This window comes from Maribacter sp. 4U21 (assembly GCF_002742365.1).
In the GTDB taxonomy this organism is placed as follows: domain Bacteria; phylum Bacteroidota; class Bacteroidia; order Flavobacteriales; family Flavobacteriaceae; genus Maribacter.
The window spans coordinates 159,835-176,148 of sequence record NZ_MDGN01000072.1; the positions used below are offsets into that span (position 1 = coordinate 159,835).

Consider the following 16,314-nt stretch of genomic DNA (forward strand, 5'->3'; position numbering starts at 1 on the left):
TCCAACAAACTTTTAGGTCAGAAAATCGATACAAAACTACTATTTTTTTTCAACTAGGGTATTTTTCCTTCTAAATCCAGTAAAAATGCATACTCTTTAGCTACCTCCTTAAGTGATTCAAACCTACCTGATGCGCCGCCATGTCCGGCATCCATATTAATATCGAATAGCAATAGCGTGTCATCTTTCTTCATGTCCCTAAGTTTAGCTACCCATTTCGCCGGTTCAAAATACTGTACCTGAGAATCATGTAGACCTGTAGTGACCAACATATTGGGATAACCTTGCTGCTTAACGTTATCATAGGGCGAGTAAGATTTCATATAATCATAATAGTTCTTTTCATTAGGATTACCCCATTCATCATATTCTCCTGTAGTAAGGGGGATTGTATCGTCTAGCATGGTCGTAACCACATCTACAAAAGGTACTGTAGCAATAACACCATTGTAAAGCTGTGGTGCCATATTTACGATTGCCCCCATTAAAAGCCCACCAGCTGATCCACCTGAGGCATATAAATGCTCTGGGCTCGTCATTTTTTGATCTATTAAAAATTTAGAGCAATCCACAAAATCCGTAAAGGTATTTTTCTTGTTCAATAGTTTACCGTCTTCGTACCAAGGGCGACCCAAGTATTCGCCACCACGGACGTGGGCAATCGCATATACAAATCCTCTATCCAAAAGACTTAAACGAATGGAGGAGAATGAAGGATCTATCGTATAGCCATAAGAACCATAAGCATATTGTAAGATAGGCGTATCGGGATTTAATGAAGTATCCTTGTGATAAATAAGGGACATAGGAACTTTAATACCGTCCCGTGCCGTTGCCCAGATACGTTCTTCTTTGTAATTCTCTTTGAAAAAGCGTCCACCGAGAACCTGTTGTTCCTTTTTGACCTCTTTTTCCTTTGTGCGCATGTTAAAATCAATAACGGAACTAGGTGTTCTTAAAGAGTTATAACCGTACCGTAAAATTTCAGTATCAAAATCAGGATTTGCACTGGTGTATGCGGTATACGTTTCACTTTCAAATGGCAAATAATACTCCAAAGAGCCATCCCATTTCACTATCTTAATTTTACTGAGTCCGTTCTCTCTTTCCGTAAGTACAAAGTAATCCTTAAAGATGTCCATATACTCTAAAAGCACTTCTTCTCTGTGCGTGATGAAATCTTTCCAATTCACCGATTCCGTCGCAGTTTCCGGAGTCCTCATTAATTTAAAGTTGGTAGCACCATCCTTATTGGTAAGAATATAAAAACTGCCCTTGTAATGGGATATGGAATACTCCAAACCCCTTTCTCGCTTTGAAAAAAGCTGAAATACACCATCAGGTTGGTCACTGGGCAAAATTTGATATTCTGAAGTTAAGGTGCTCGAAGAGCCAATAACAATGTATTTTTTTGATTTTGTTCGATAGACATACGTGGTGAACGTTTCGTCCTTTTCATGATAAACAAGCTCATCCTCGGATGAAGGCGTACCCAATCTATGCTTGTAAATTTTATCCGACCTTAAGGTGACCGTATCATTTTTGGTATAGAACAAGGTTTGGTTATCATTGGCCCAAACACCGCCACCCGTTGTATTCTCTATTACATCATCAAATACTTCTCCCGTCTCAAGATTCTTGAACCGTATGGTGTACTGTCTACGGCTAACTTTATCTACACCATAGGCGGCAATTTTATTATTGGGGCTTATGGCAATACCTCCAATCTTAAAATAATCCGTTCCTGCGGCCATTTCGTTTCCGTCGAACATCACCTCTTTAGGAGCCTCTAGGAGTTCTTTATGTCTTGAATAAATTGGATATTCCTTGCCAATTTCATAAAGCGTTTGGTACCAATACCCGTTCAACTTATAGGGTACGGAGGAGTCATCCTCCTTAATCCTACCCTTCATTTCTGTAAAAAGTGCTCCTTGAAACTCCTTGGTATGCGCCGTAAGCTTGCTGTAGTATTCGTTCTCCTGATTCAAATAAGAAAGCACTTCCTCATTCTCTCTGTTATTTAACCAGTAATAATCATCTATCCTAACATCGTTATGAGCTACAATTTCTTTGGCGATTTTTTTTGCTACGGGAGGGTCTATTTTGGGCATCTTATCTCTTTGTTCATCTTTACAGGAAGCGGCAAAAATAATACTAATTAATAGAAGTATTTTTTGTAATTCTCTATGATTCATTATCTAAATTAAAATTCCAGTAATTTAGTATTTTTACACTTTAGAAACCTATAAATAATATACAATGTTTGGAGATATGATGGGAATGATGGGTAAATTAAAGGAGACCCAACAGAAAGTAGAAGACACCAAGAAACGCATGAACACGGTGCTTTTGGATGAAAAATCTGCCGACGGCCTATTAGAAGTGGTTATTACCGCAAATAGAGAGTTAAAGCAAATTAGTATCTCGGATGATTTGCTACAGGACAAGGAACAACTAGAAGATTATCTTATACTTACCTTGAACAAGGCAATTGAAAAAGCAACTTCAGTAAATGAAACCGAGCTTGCCGCGGTAGCCAAAGAAGGTATGCCCAATATTCCGGGGATGGATTCGTTATTTAAGTAATCGTTATACTCAAATATCATGAAGAAACTACTTTTAGTACTGTTGCTTCCCTTATTCTTATCGGCTCAAGCGCCGATTGAAGTATCGAACGATACTAAATGGGAATATAATCTTGAAAAAGCTTTAAAACTTGCCAAGAAGAGCGATAAAAACATTCTTATTTATTTTACCGGAAGTGATTGGTGCCCCCCATGTAAGATGCTTAAAAAAGATTTTTTTGAAACCACCCAGTTCACGGAAGTTTCTGCAAACTATGTCACGTTGTATGTAGACATGCCAAGAAATCAAGATCTTCTGTCTGCCGAGCAGATGAAGCACAATAAGGCGGTAGTGGCAACCTATAACAAAAAAGGTGTATTCCCATTACTTAAAATAATAAACAATAAAGGGAAAGCCCTAGACGAATACTCTGGGTATGCAATGAATGGCGATGTACGTTATCATATACAACTTCTCGAAAAGAACAAATAAAAAAGGCTTTCCAGTAAGGAAAGCCTTTTCATTTTAGGGAACTTTGAGGGATTAATTGTTGATCAATCTAAATTCAGTTCTTCTATTTACAGCATGTTCTCTTTCTGTACATGTAACACCCTCTCTACATCTGTTCTTTACTTTGTTCTCACCGTAACCATTGGCAACTAAAAGGCTAGAGTTAACTCCTTTAGTAATTAAATAATCTGCAACGGCTTTAGCACGTCTCTCGGACAAATCCTGATTAGAACCAGAGTTTCCCCTTACATCCGTATGTGAAGCAATTTCCAATTTAACACCAGGGTTTTGTTGTAATACCGGCATTAATCTAGTGTCTATTATTCTTTTTGCGTCAGCAGTTAAAGAGGCACTACCAAGATTCCAGTTGATAGGTAACGCTTGATACTCCACTAAAGAACACTCTACCTCTTTCCAAGTAGTAAGTCCGCCTTTTTCCTTCAATACTTCTTTAGTAACTGTCTTGGTCACGGCAGGAATAGTTTCTTCTACAGTGTAAGCGTCCTTATCCAGTACCGTTTTAGTTATAGTTCTGTATTCTGCAGGAATAATTTCTTCAACTACTCTAGCAGGCTCTAACAATACTCTTTTGGTGTAAGAAGCATTCTTTGAGCCGAGGGGCGTCTTAGAAATGGACGCATCCGCTCCTAGAACCTCCGTGCTAACGGTGGTAAATTCTGCGGGATAGCCCTTGTAACACCAATACCTACAATCATCAGGATTTCCCGATGCACAGTCTGGGGCTGCCGCTCCCAATTCCCATTGCGCGTAGGCAGGCTTAATTTCAATCGTTTCCGAAGAAGGTCTAAAACTAGCCGGAGTAATACTTAAAGTGTTTCCTCCTTCTTTGGAAACGTACGTTACCGTTTCTGTTCCCCATTTCTCTGGAATAACGGTAAGCTTCTTCCCTGCCGCTTTTACCTCAACTCTTTCCGTAACGGTTTTGAAAGTCGCAGGAATTGTTTTCAAAACTTTGTAAGCTGGCTTTACGGTCAAGGTCATTGTTTCATTGACGTACACATCCGGTGTGGTACAACGAACATAACATTTGCCCGGTTCCGGGTTTTCTGGTAGGTCTTGCGCCATTGTCATGGCCGCTGTCATAAATGCAAATACAAATAGTACTTTTTTCATAATGGTTGATATTTATAATTTATAGTGTATCTATAAGAAACCCAACTTTTGAAAAAGTCACTATAAATTTGAAAAAAATTAAAAACAGTCTTGTTTTCTATAATAGATAGAATGGTTATCTTTAAAAGAAAAGCGCTGGAAATGATTGAAATAAAGAAGAAAAATGAGAATGGATTTCAGTTTTTGGTGAAATCGGAAACGGGAAAAATATTATTGAAAAGTGTCCCTTTTTCTAACAAAAAAGAGGTTGAAAGAACCTTGAAAGGACTCCATATAGCTAATTCCCCGTTAAAACACTTTGAACGTAAAACAAATTTTGACGGTAAGTTTTTGTTTAATCTCAAAAACGAGGATGGTACCGTTATTGGGAGTAGCGGGCTCTATAGTTCCGAAGCCGGCATGGAAAACGGAATTAAAAATCTGAAGAGCAGCTTCGTTAAGACTGATACATTTTAATTATCACAGGTTTCGTAACCTCTCTAAAAGATAACTATGCATAGTATCCGTGTAATCCATATGGGTAACCATTCTTAGTTTACCCTGACCCATACTTATGATATGAATATCTGAACGTAGTAATTTTTCCGTAAACCCATGGCTAGAGCTATGGGTTTCGTCAATTTCAAAAATAATAATATTGGTTTCTATGGGTTCTACTTTTTTTATAAAACTTAACTCCTGTAAGGTACTCCCTATTTCAACAGCTTTTTTATGGTCTTCCGAAAGACGTTCTACATGCTCGTCTAGTGCAAATATTCCCGCAGCGGCTAAAAATCCGGATTGACGCATTCCCCCACCTAAGATTTTTCTAATACGAAGTGCCTGATGAATAGTATCCTTATCCCCTACCAAAACAGAACCTACTGGGCAGCCCAATCCCTTACTAAGACAAACACTGATGGTATCGAACATGGTGCCATATTGTTTGGGAGTTTCTGCTTTCGCCACTAAAGCATTCCATAAACGCGCACCATCTAAATGATATTTAAGATCGTGTTTCTCACAAACTGCCTTAATCCGTTCCAGTTCTTTAAAATCCCAACAAGCCCCACCACCTTTGTTCGTAGTATTTTCGATACATACCAGCTTAGACAAGGGACTATGATAAAAGTCTGGTGGATTTATAACACTTTCAACTTGCACTGCGGTCATCATGCCCCTATGACCATCGACCAAGCGACAAGAAACACCACTATTAAAACTTACACCACCACCTTCATAATTAAAAACATGCGCATATTTATCACAAATAAGTTGCTCTCCCGGCTGCGTATGCAGTTTGATTGCCGTTTGATTGGTCATGGTACCGCTTGGGAAGAAAAGAGCGGCCTCCATACCAAACATAGTAGCTACCTTTTCCTCCAAAGCATTTACCGAGGGGTCCTCTTTAAAAACATCATCCCCAACTTTGGCACTCATCATAGCATCCATCATTCCTGCCGAAGGCTGTGTTACGGTATCGCTTATAAGATTTACTTTCATTAATTAATATAATTCAGTTTAAAAAATTTAATGAAAGCAGTCCATTCCAATAGGCGAACCATCTGGTAATTTTGGAGCGGCAATTACTTCAAATTTATCTGGATGGGCATAGAAATTATTGATTCGTCTAACCATCTCCATAGCATTGGCATCCTTTCCTTTTGACATTATTGCGGCTTTTAAGGCCGTTAACTGGGCATTGGCAATGGCATTGACCTGAGGGTGAACCGCATCATGTGCCGCTAAATTCATCAAGTGAAACAGGACTCTATAATTAATGTTGCGTTGCACCTCTTGTAGGTAAACATCTTTGTACGATTTAAATATAGTGTTCGCTACCAATTCATTAAATACCTTTTCTAGACCAATATTACTAGGCTCCAGTGCTTTCTGCTGAACCAGTCTGGATGCCCGCTCTGGATGTAACAACAACCCTAGTGACATGTCCGCAGCGGTTTCTGGGGCGGAAAGGGCATCAAAAGACACTCCGGTCTTACCGTTAATAGACTCCCTAGTTCTTCCATAACCGAACGCCCTAGGAGGAAACAGCTCTAGCTTATCCCTAGGAATAGCAATCTCTTCAGCTTCCAAGGTCCTTAATACTGCCTTTAGCGCTTTTTCTTGAGTGGATTTATCAATGGTACGGACGACTTCTTGCCCGTCTCCTTTAACCGCATAATTATACTCCAGACCGCCTACAACCTTAGCAACCCCTTCTGTTTGATACCTATGGAAGAAGTATAACGGTACAAAAACATCCTCGAGAACGGAATTAGGCTCATTGGTTTTTATGTTATCGATAGAAAAATTACGAATAGCAGTTTTTCTGACCTGAAGCATGGTATTCAACTCTGCACTAATATCTTCCCCGTTATCCCATAGATGCGCCAAAACATGCGCGCTACCCTGCGGACGTGCGTCTTGGTCGGTAATGTACCGCAAACCTTTTGCTTTGGCGTCATCCAATATTTTGTTCAGCGCTTCTTCCTCTTCCACATTATCTGGAAAGGTTGCATACGAATAGGCTACCGTTACCTTATCCCACTCCCCAATTCCTGTCGCATAGGCATTTGAAAAGTCAATTTCTCCATTAGATACGGAGAACTGAGGATGCGGATAGTCCATTACAGAAGCTCTGTCATTAGTACTAGCGGCATAATTATGTGCAAAACCTAGCGTATGCCCGATTTCGTGTGCAGAAAGTTGGCGTATTCTAGCTATTGCCAAGTCCAACATTGGCTTGTGATTATCATCTCGTTCCGCAAATGGCTTGTTCATAAGTGCCTGCGCTATCAAATAATCCTGTCGTATTCGTAAACTGCCCAAACTTACGTGCCCTTTCATAATTTCACCCGTACGTGGATCAGTAATACTGCTACCGTAACTCCACCCACGTGTAGAGCGGTGAACCCATTGAATTACATTGTACCTAACGTCCATTGGGTCTGCATCATCCGGTAAAATTTTTACCTGAAACGCATCCTTATAACCTATAGCTTCAAAAGCCTGGTTCCACCAACGACCACCTTCCAGTAATGCAGAACGTACTGGTTCTGGTGTTCCGTTATCCAAATAATAGATAATGGGTGCCACAGCTTCACTGACCGCATCGTTAGGGTTTTTCTTTTCCAATCGGTGTCTGGTAATGAAACGTTTTAGAATGGACTCTTCAACTGGAGTGGCGTAATCATAGTACATAAAAGGATAGGAACCTGAACGTGGGTCGAACTTGCGTTGTTTAAAACCATCATCGGGCAGTTCAATAAAAGAACAATGCTGGGCAACCGTAATGAGACCGGAGTTTGGCGCAACAGAATTAATGAAGGCCCCTGTAGCTTCACCTTTGAAGGTCATGGTCATATCAAATTCCACATTTTTGGGAAACGCTTTAGTTCTCTCAAGGGCCATGGCACTTTTCGTTTTATCCAAACTATAAGAACCTTGTTTCCCTCTTTTTAAACGTTTTGAGACACCATGCGCATCTTGCATTAAGAAATCCGTAATGTCAATGACATACGTACCATTCTTTTCCTCTTCTATCTTAAACCCACCCAATATGGATTTAGCGAAGGCCTGTTCAACGGATTTCCGTTCTAAATCATTTTCCGTTAAGGCGCGAAATTTTAAGTTTGGTTGCACCAACAGTAATTTATTTCCCGCTTTCTTAAAATAGACCACTTGCTCGTTACCCAATTGTCCGCGATCTAAACCTATATCATTGCTCCCTATACCACTACTGAGAGAATATACATAAAGAAACTCTTTATCTAGCTTGTCCACTTCTAAGTAAACCTTGTCCGATTCCGCGTCATAATAAAAATTAAAAAATCCCTCATATTCCTTGAAATCTTTCTTTTTCTCCGAAAATTGAGCGGTACTCATTTGAAAGGAAACCAATCCGATGAGAAGTAGTAATACGTTTTTCATTCTAGTTCGTTTAGAATCTAAAAATATGCAAAATATGGTAAACTAATTTTAGTTCTTTAGAGCATGTGAGTTAAAGAACAAATCATAGAAAATCTCATCATTTATTGAATATTCATTAAAAAATGGAACCTATTAATAAAGAATAACTACCTAATAATTATTTTAAAACCACTACCTTTTAAGAAAACAAGTATACCATGGGGAATAATGAAAATAAAATATTTTCATCTTACCAAAGAAATCCTGAATTATATGATGAAATCTATGAAACCGACGGTTCCATAAAAAGTGTCTACCAGAAACTTTTTAATCTTTATGGGGAGCATTCCATTAAGGATTATGTGAATTTAAATTCAAAAGCGAAATCCTCCTTTTTCAATCAAGGAATTACCTTTCAGGTGTATGGAGGCAATGAGACCCAAGAAAAGATTTTCCCCTTTGACCTTTTTCCTAGAATTATAGACCCTCTTGAGTGGGAAGTCATAGAAAAAGGTGCCATACAACGAAGCAAAGCACTTAACCTTTTCCTTTGGGATATCTATCATGATAAAAAAATATTAAAGCAGGGTATAGTTCCCTTAGATCTCATTAGCTCTTCAGAAAATTATTTGGACCAGATGAACGGCATAGATCCACCTGGGGGAATCTACAATCATATTTCCGGAACAGATGTCATAAAACATAGCGATGGCAAATATTATGTATTGGAAGATAATATAAGATGCCCGTCTGGAGTAAGTTATGTTATCTGCAACAGAACAGCGCTCAAAAGAGCCCTTTTTGGTGTTTTTAACCACTATCAAACCCATACCGTAACCAATTATGCAGAAAATTTGCTCGAACTTTTGGAGTCGGCAAAACCTAAAGGAGTGGACGTTCCCAATTGTGTAGTAATTACCCCTGGAATGTATAATTCTGCATTTTACGAGCATTCGTACCTCGCTAAGACTATGGGCGTAGAACTAGTAGAGGGTCGTGACCTTTTCGTGGAAAACGATTTCGTTTATATGAAAACAATACGAGGTCCTTTAAAAGTTGATGTAATTTATAGACGTATTGATGATCTTTTTATAGATCCCTTAGAATTTAAACCAGATTCATCTTTAGGTGTTCCCGGCCTGTTCGCAGCGTATAAAAAGGGAAATGTCACCTTGGCTAATGCACCTGGAACCGGTGTTGCCGATGATAAAGCGGTATATACCTACATGCCGGAAATTATAAAATACTATTTAGACGAAGAGCCTATTTTAAATAACGTACATACCTACCACTGTAGTAGGCCCGATGAGCTGAAATACGTTTTAGAACACATCCACGAACTGGTCATTAAACCAGTAGATGAAGCTGGCGGTTATGGTATTTCTATTGGTAATAGACTTACAAAAGCAGAAATAGAAAAGGTAAAAAAACAGGTCTCCGACCACCCTCGAAAATACGTAGCACAGCCCATAATGTCATTATCCGTGCATCCCACTTATATTGATGAGAGTGCATCGTTTGAACAGCGCCACGTAGACTTACGAACATTTACCGTCTTGGGAAAAGACAAAGAATTTGTTTTAAAAGGCGGACTAACCCGTGTGGCACTTCAAAAAGGAAACTTAATCGTGAACTCCTCGCAAGGAGGGGGATCAAAGGACACTTGGGTACTGAAAAAATAGTCAGCCGTCAAAAAAATCATACTTAAAAATTACACCAGAAACAATAATTCTATGCTAGCAAGAGTAGCCAATAATCTTTTTTGGATGGGTAGATATATAGAACGTTCAGAACATATCGCCCGTTACCTCAATGTAAATTATTTTGCCTCATTGGATGCGCCCAACATAAAATCACAGAATAGGCAGTTCGTACTTCAATCTATGTGCTATATGGTCGGTGATCCAGTAGCGGACGAAAATATGGTATTACAGGAAGAGGACGTCCTGTTCAAAATAGGTCTGGACCCTGATTTTCCGTTTTCCATTATCAACAATGTGAAATACGCTCGCGAAAATGCCAATAGCGCTAGGGACCTAATCTCTACGGAACTCTACGAGGCAATAAATAAGTTTTATCACTTTGTCCTCAACTATCCAAAGGATAGATTCGTTAAGAACGGTTTACATGACTTTACGGTTAATGTTACTGAAATGACAGCTATTTTACGAGGTAAAATTAGAGGTACCTTATTACATGATTCCGTGTATGCCATTATACTAATGGGCGTTAATATAGAACGTGCAACGCAAATCACAAGAATCATAAACACAAAGTACAATGATGCACTAAAGGCTCAAGGGAGCTATGGCGATAAGTTCAGTAACAGTTTTGAATGGTCTACCCTACTTAAGTGCGCAGAATCATATGATATGATGAGACGTTTCTACAAGAAGACCCCGACGAGTATTTCTACCTTGGAATTTTTAATTTTGAACCCAAATTGTCCACGCTCCGTAATGAATTCGTTGAATCAGGTTTATAAAAATGTGAAAATTTTAGACCCAACAAAGAAATATAACAAGAATTCCACGGCCTTCCTCATCGGTAGGGTAAGGGCGGAATACGAATTTAAATATATCGAAGAAATTGAAAAGGATATCAAAACGTTCATAGAGCATATTCTAAAAAGCCTAACAGAAATAAGTAATAAGCTAGAAGAAGAGTTTTTTACCTATTAATAACAGGTTAATTAACGTACCTTAGCCCTATGCCCAAAGAATATTCCATTACCTATAAAGCGGAAAATAAATACGAAAACTGGGTGCACAACGCACATTGGCAATTTTTAATTATTCCTCAAGAAAATAGTTCTCAAGAATATGTGTCCGTCGAATTTTCGAATTCTATTAACGCATTTAACGAAACTTCTATTAACGGTTATGGCTTTAAGACCATACGAGCGCACCCTAAACAGAAATTCAAAGAAATTTCCTTTGAGGCATATTTCAAATTAATTAAAAAAGATTTGAACCCGTTCGATTTTGAACCCGAACAGGATATTGTAGCATCATTCGACAGATTAAAAGAACTTAACTTTAGAATAGATTTCGCTGCTTTTCTAAAAGCTACGCATTTAACCACCTTACCCAAATTAGACCGTCCGCTTTTTAAATTTGATACAAACCTTTCCATCTTTGAAAATCTAAAGGCGCTTACCGACTGGACTTACATTCATATTTATTTTAAGACCGGGGTAACGGATGTTGGGACCATGCTGAATGATATTATAGCGAATAGGCATGGGGTATGTCAAGATTTTACACATCTTTTTTGTGCTTTGGCGAGACAAAACGGAGTGCCAACAAGGTACGTTTCGGGGTACTTACATCAAGGCAACGGTTATTTTGGTGATTCGCAAATGCACGCCTGGGCAGAAGCGTATATTCCCAGCTTAGGTTGGGTAGGTTTTGATCCTACGAACAACCTCTTGGCCAACGATAACCACATCAAAGTGGCTCACGGAAAGGACTACAACGACTGTTCTCCCTTAAGAGGTGTTATTTACGGACAGGGGAAAAACGAAACCTCGCACACAGTGCTTGTCAGTAGTCAGCAACAGCAACAATAAAAGGCAGGTTGCACTGCTACAATTGCAAAAAAAGAACCTTATTTTTACACAAAATTTTAGGGAATGATAATTACGACAGACCATTATAAAGGTCTTTTTGATCGCCTTGGTGCGTTAAGGAGGTATCTTTGACATCGAAGCCAAACTGATAGAAATTGAAAATGAACAGGAAAAGACCTTGGCCCCTGACTTTTGGGATAATCCACAGGAGGCGCAAGCGCATATGAAGTTCATCCAATCCAAGAAACAGTGGGTAGACGATTACAATGCCGCCGAAGTACTGGTCAATGATTTGGAGGTCCTAATAGAGTTTCTACAAGAGGGAGAAGTTTCTGAAGCCGAAGTTGAAGCCCAATACCAAAAAACATTGAACGTTCTTGAAAAAATGGAGTTCAAGAACATGCTTTCTGAAGAAGGTGATGAACTCCCGGCCGTACTGCAGATCACTGCAGGTGCTGGTGGCACGGAGAGTTGTGATTGGGCCGCCATGTTGATGCGTATGTACATGATGTGGGCAGAAAAGAACGGATATAAGGTCAAAGAACTCAATTACCAAGAAGGAGACGTTGCCGGTATTAAAACGGTGACCTTAGAAGTAGATGGCGATTTTGCCTTTGGTTGGTTAAAAGGTGAAAACGGCGTTCATAGATTGGTGCGTATCTCTCCTTTTGATAGTAATGCTAAAAGACATACCTCCTTTGTATCCGTATACGTTTATCCTTTGGTGGATGATAGTATCGAAATAGATATAAACCCTGCGGATATAACGATTACCACGGCACGATCCAGTGGTGCGGGCGGACAGAATGTAAACAAGGTGGAGACCAAAGTGCAACTGGTTCACCATCCTACCGGAATACAAATTTCATGTTCAGATTCCAGAAGTCAGCATGATAATAGGGCAACCGCAATGAAAATGCTCAAATCCCAATTATACGAGATTGAATTGCGTAAAAAAATGGAAGCACGGCAGGAAATAGAATCCTCTAAGATGAAAATTGAATGGGGCTCGCAAATTCGTAACTACGTAATGCATCCCTATAAATTGGTAAAAGATGTTCGTACCTCCCATGAGACAGGAAATGTGGATGCAGTAATGGATGGAGATTTAGACGCATTTCTAAAAGCTTATCTCATGATGATGGGACAAAAAGACGAAGAATAATATAGTAATGAAATTATGATTAAAATATATCACAATCCTAGATGTAGAAAATCTAGGGAAGGATTGGCCGCGGTCGAAAAATCTGGCAAGGAGTTTGAAGTAGTAAAATATTTAGAGAACATTCCTTCTAAAGAAGAATTACGGGAAGTTATAAATTGCCTAGGGATAAAACCAGAAAGTCTTGTGCGGAAAAACGAAGCGGTTTGGAAAGAGAACTATAGAAATAGATTACTTTCTGACGAAGAAGTCTTAGATGCCATGATTGCACATCCTAAGCTTATTGAGAGACCTATAGTCATTAGTAACGGAACTGCGGTAATCGGTAGACCACTATCGAATATTGAAGATTTTCTTGCCTAAATTGGGGAGAATGTTCATTTTTAAACATATTAACAAAGAATTAACCAATTACGGTTAAACCAACATATCGCATTATAATCTAACATCATGAAAATTTTATTGAAATCAAGTTTTGCAAGAATATCGCTTTTAGCAGTTTTGCTGCTTATTGGTTCTGAAAGTTTTGCTCAGTTCGGTCGCGGCCAACAAGGTTTTGGTGGCAGGGGAGCCTACGGCTATGGGAGACAGCGCAGTACTATTCCACAAGCCCAAGAAGCTCCAAAAAAAGAGGAGCCTCAAACAGCGGAACAAATCGTGGACGGCACCATGCCATCCATCACGGAAGCTCTGCAGCTTAACGAATTTGAAACGGCGGTTCTGAGTTCGGTTTTAAAGAAATACGTGCAAGAACGTATTGAAGCTCAAATTTTGAAATTACCTCCAGAGAAAATGAAGGAGGTTTATGAAAGTATAACGGAGCGACAAGATGAAGAGTTAAGGGCAGGATTACCTGCGGAGAAATACGAAGCCTTCGTTGAACTCCAAAAGAATGGCGTGGCCAAGACCATAAAGAATAATAAAAAGAAAAAAAAGAAACGCAAAAAAGACAAAAGTTAACCTTATGAAAAACATTTTCCTGTTACTCCTTCTATTATGTATTACTAGTATTAACGGTCAAAGACAAGGAGGGAATAAAGGGCAGCGACCCAGCCCTATAACAATAACAGGAAAAGTTATAGATCAAGAAACAAGCCAACCTTTAGAATACGCCACCTTTGTACTGCAAAGCATTAGAAATCCCGACAAAATAACAGGAGGAATCACCGACATAAATGGTATATTTAATGTAAAAACACCCCCTGGGAAATATAACTTAAGTATTGAATATATAGGGTATAAAACCTATAAAAGCGCTAATCAGGAAATCACGAAGAATACTGATATCGGTACTGTAAAGCTTCAAGTTTCTGCCGCACAATTAGAAGGGGTAGAAATTGTCGCTGAAAAAACTACCGTAGAAGTTAGGTTAGATAAAAAAGTATATAATGTTGGTAAAGACCTCACCAACAGTGGTGCCACCATAAGTGATGCATTGGACAATATACCTTCCGTGACCGTAGATGTTGATGGAGCTGTGGCTTTAAGGGGTAACGGTAATGTGCGCATACTTATAAATGGAAGGCCTTCGGCTTTGGCAGGTTTTGGATCAACAGATGCGCTCCGTCAACTCCCCGCAGATGCAATAGAAAAAGTAGAGGTTATTACCAGTCCGTCAGCACGGTACGATGCAGAAGGTACTGCAGGTATTTTGAATATCGTTTTGAAAAAAGAAAAAACCCGTGGTGTAAACGGCACAATTAACACCATTGTAGGTTTTCCCGCAGCAGCTTCACTTACTGCTAATCTTAACTTAAGAAAAGAAAAATACAATCTCTTTACTACCTTAGGATATTCCTATCGTGAACCACCAGGAAATGGTTTTGCCGACAACACTTACTTTAGCGATGCAAGTGAGTTTGATAGGATTATAGAAGAGCGAGATATCAACAGAATAAACAGCGGTTTTAATCTAAATTTAGGTGTCGAGTATTTTTTAACGGAAACCTCATCGATTACCGCAAGCGCCTTCGCTAGAACTAACGATGGAGAAGATATCACTGAAAATATTGCAACAGGATTCGTAGCGGGCGAAATTAACCGTATTGCGTTACGTGTGGAGGACGAGCAAGAAGAAGAGAAGAGCGCACAATTCTCCTTGAATTATAATAATGATTTTAATACCGAGGGACACAAGCTTACCGTAGACTTACAGCTTTCCTATGACGAAGAATTTAAACCAACACCGATTACAGAAAATCAAATCTTTCCCAGTACCGCGCCCATCGCAAACCTGAATATAGAAGAATTAGAGGTGCAAAATGAATATTTGGTGCAGGTAGATTATGTGCTCCCTATGGGAGATGCACAATTTGAAGCAGGATACCGAGGTAATTGGGAACAATCGGATACCGATTTTTATTTGGAAGAAGAACTCGATTTAGGTTCTGGCGTTTTTATCCCCAATGCAGGCCTCGTCAACCGCTTTGTATTTAACCAGAACGTGAATTCTTTTTACACACAATATGGAGATAAGTTAGGGGCTTTTTCTTATTTGGCCGGACTTAGATTGGAAAACACCCGACTTCAAGGAGAAATTGTAGGTGCGGACGTCGAAAGTTTGCAAGAGATAGTAGGCGAAGGAATAGATATTAATTTTGATAAGAATTACTTGGGCCTTTTCCCTACTCTAAACCTTATTTATGAGCTAGCAGAAAACGAGAATTTAACCTTAGGTTACAATAGGAGAATCAACAGGCCTAGAGGACGCTTTATTAATCCGTTCCCCTCACAATCTAGCCGGACCAATATTTTTCAAGGTAATCCGGATTTGGACCCTGCATTTGCAAATGCATTTGATCTTGGATACTTGAAACGATGGGAAAAATTAACTTTAACCTCATCTATCTATTACCAAAAAGAAACAAATTCTTTTGAACGTGTACAGGAAGAAACGGGACAAGTGACATCAGACGGTATTGTAGTTATCCGCTCTATCCCTATTAACCTAGCAACCAACGAGCGTGTGGGTGCGGAATTGGGATTGTTGTACAATCCGGCTAAATGGCTTCGGTTAAACGGTAGTTTTAATTTCTTTCAGTTTAATTCGGAAGGAGAATTCAACGGTGTTGATTTTGGGGCAACAAACACAAGTTGGTTCTCTAGATTTAGTTCAAAAGCAACCTTACCCGGTAAAATAGATTGGCAGACCAACGCCTTTTACCGTGGACCTACCAACAATGCACAAACTGAAAATGAAGGTATATTTACATTGAATTTAGCTTTTAGTAAGGATATTCTAAAGGATAAAGGTACGCTCGCGTTAAATGTGAGCGACCTATTAAATTCAAGGAAAAGAATTTCATCTACGGTAACCCCGTTTTTTACCTCGGAAAGTGAGTTTCAATGGAGAGAGCGTCAAATTACGCTTTCCTTTGTGTACCGTATAAACCAGAATAAGAAACCCGAGCGCGGAGGAAATCGAGGAAACGACGATGATGATTTTGAAGAATAAGAGCTAACGTGAAGCCTATAAGTATCTAAA

The 16,314-nt window shown here is 39.2% G+C and carries 14 protein-coding genes; 10 read left to right on the plus strand and 4 right to left on the minus strand.

Features of this window, described 5'->3' with window-relative positions:
* Positions 1–53 precede the first annotated feature (53 nt).
* On the minus strand, positions 54–2,195 hold the full coding sequence (locus tag BFP77_RS14630; RefSeq protein WP_099574770.1) for a S9 family peptidase: 2,142 nt from the start codon (positions 2,193–2,195) through the stop codon (positions 54–56).
* A 64-nt stretch (positions 2,196–2,259) separates the two neighbouring features.
* On the opposite strand from BFP77_RS14630, the gene BFP77_RS14635 reads away from it, so the two are divergent.
* Both BFP77_RS14635 and BFP77_RS14640 read left to right on the plus strand, forming a co-directional pair.
* Positions 2,260–2,586 carry a YbaB/EbfC family nucleoid-associated protein gene (locus BFP77_RS14635; protein ID WP_099574771.1) on the plus strand — a complete coding sequence of 109 codons (327 nt, stop codon included), beginning with the start codon at positions 2,260–2,262 and terminating at the stop codon, positions 2,584–2,586.
* Between the two features lie 18 nt (positions 2,587–2,604).
* Complete coding sequence (locus BFP77_RS14640) at positions 2,605–3,057, plus strand: thioredoxin family protein (RefSeq protein ID WP_099574773.1); 453 nt, start codon at positions 2,605–2,607, stop codon at positions 3,055–3,057.
* Between the two features lie 51 nt (positions 3,058–3,108).
* Here the strand turns inward: BFP77_RS14640 and BFP77_RS14645 are convergent, their stop codons facing one another.
* Positions 3,109–4,209 carry an OmpA family protein gene (locus BFP77_RS14645; RefSeq protein ID WP_099574774.1) on the minus strand — a complete coding sequence of 367 codons (1,101 nt, stop codon included), beginning with the start codon at positions 4,207–4,209 and terminating at the stop codon, positions 3,109–3,111.
* Positions 4,210–4,320: 111 nt separating this feature from the next.
* Here BFP77_RS14645 and BFP77_RS14650 point away from each other — a divergent pair, with 111 nt between their 5' ends.
* Positions 4,321–4,665 carry a YegP family protein gene (locus BFP77_RS14650; protein WP_143751918.1) on the plus strand — a complete coding sequence of 115 codons (345 nt, stop codon included), beginning with the start codon at positions 4,321–4,323 and terminating at the stop codon, positions 4,663–4,665.
* A 3-nt stretch (positions 4,666–4,668) separates the two neighbouring features.
* Here the strand turns inward: BFP77_RS14650 and BFP77_RS14655 are convergent, their stop codons facing one another.
* Both BFP77_RS14655 and BFP77_RS14660 read right to left on the minus strand, forming a co-directional pair.
* Complete coding sequence (locus BFP77_RS14655) at positions 4,669–5,691, minus strand: threonine aldolase family protein (protein ID WP_099574777.1); 1,023 nt, start codon at positions 5,689–5,691, stop codon at positions 4,669–4,671.
* Between the two features lie 27 nt (positions 5,692–5,718).
* A complete protein-coding gene (locus tag BFP77_RS14660; RefSeq protein ID WP_099574778.1) occupies positions 5,719–8,118 on the minus strand; it encodes a zinc-dependent metalloprotease in 2,400 nt (799 codons plus the stop codon).
* Positions 8,119–8,315: 197 nt separating this feature from the next.
* Between BFP77_RS14660 and BFP77_RS14665 the strand changes: the two genes are divergently transcribed.
* From BFP77_RS14665 to BFP77_RS14695, 7 genes are all read left to right on the plus strand, one after another.
* Complete coding sequence (locus BFP77_RS14665) at positions 8,316–9,779, plus strand: circularly permuted type 2 ATP-grasp protein (RefSeq protein WP_099574779.1); 1,464 nt, start codon at positions 8,316–8,318, stop codon at positions 9,777–9,779.
* Between the two features lie 51 nt (positions 9,780–9,830).
* A complete protein-coding gene (locus BFP77_RS14670) occupies positions 9,831–10,778 on the plus strand; it encodes an alpha-E domain-containing protein (protein WP_099574781.1) in 948 nt (315 codons plus the stop codon).
* A 29-nt stretch (positions 10,779–10,807) separates the two neighbouring features.
* A complete protein-coding gene (locus BFP77_RS14675; protein ID WP_099574782.1) occupies positions 10,808–11,668 on the plus strand; it encodes a transglutaminase-like domain-containing protein in 861 nt (286 codons plus the stop codon).
* 66 nt (positions 11,669–11,734) lie between these two features.
* A protein-coding gene (prfB, locus tag BFP77_RS14680; RefSeq protein ID WP_143751921.1) for a peptide chain release factor 2 occupies positions 11,735–12,833 on the plus strand; the annotation gives its coding sequence in 2 pieces (ribosomal slippage) (positions 11,735–11,797 and positions 11,799–12,833; 1,098 coding nt in all).
* Between the two features lie 15 nt (positions 12,834–12,848).
* Positions 12,849–13,193, plus strand: coding sequence for an arsenate reductase (glutaredoxin) (gene arsC, locus BFP77_RS14685; RefSeq protein ID WP_099574785.1), 345 nt, complete (start codon positions 12,849–12,851; stop codon positions 13,191–13,193).
* Positions 13,194–13,280: 87 nt separating this feature from the next.
* Positions 13,281–13,790: a hypothetical protein gene (locus BFP77_RS14690; protein ID WP_099574786.1), complete on the plus strand. Its 510-nt coding sequence runs from the start codon at positions 13,281–13,283 to the stop codon at positions 13,788–13,790.
* Between the two features lie 4 nt (positions 13,791–13,794).
* Entirely contained in the window at positions 13,795–16,284 is a 2,490-nt protein-coding gene (locus tag BFP77_RS14695; RefSeq protein WP_099574788.1) for an outer membrane beta-barrel family protein, read from the plus strand.
* Positions 16,285–16,314 lie beyond the last annotated feature (30 nt).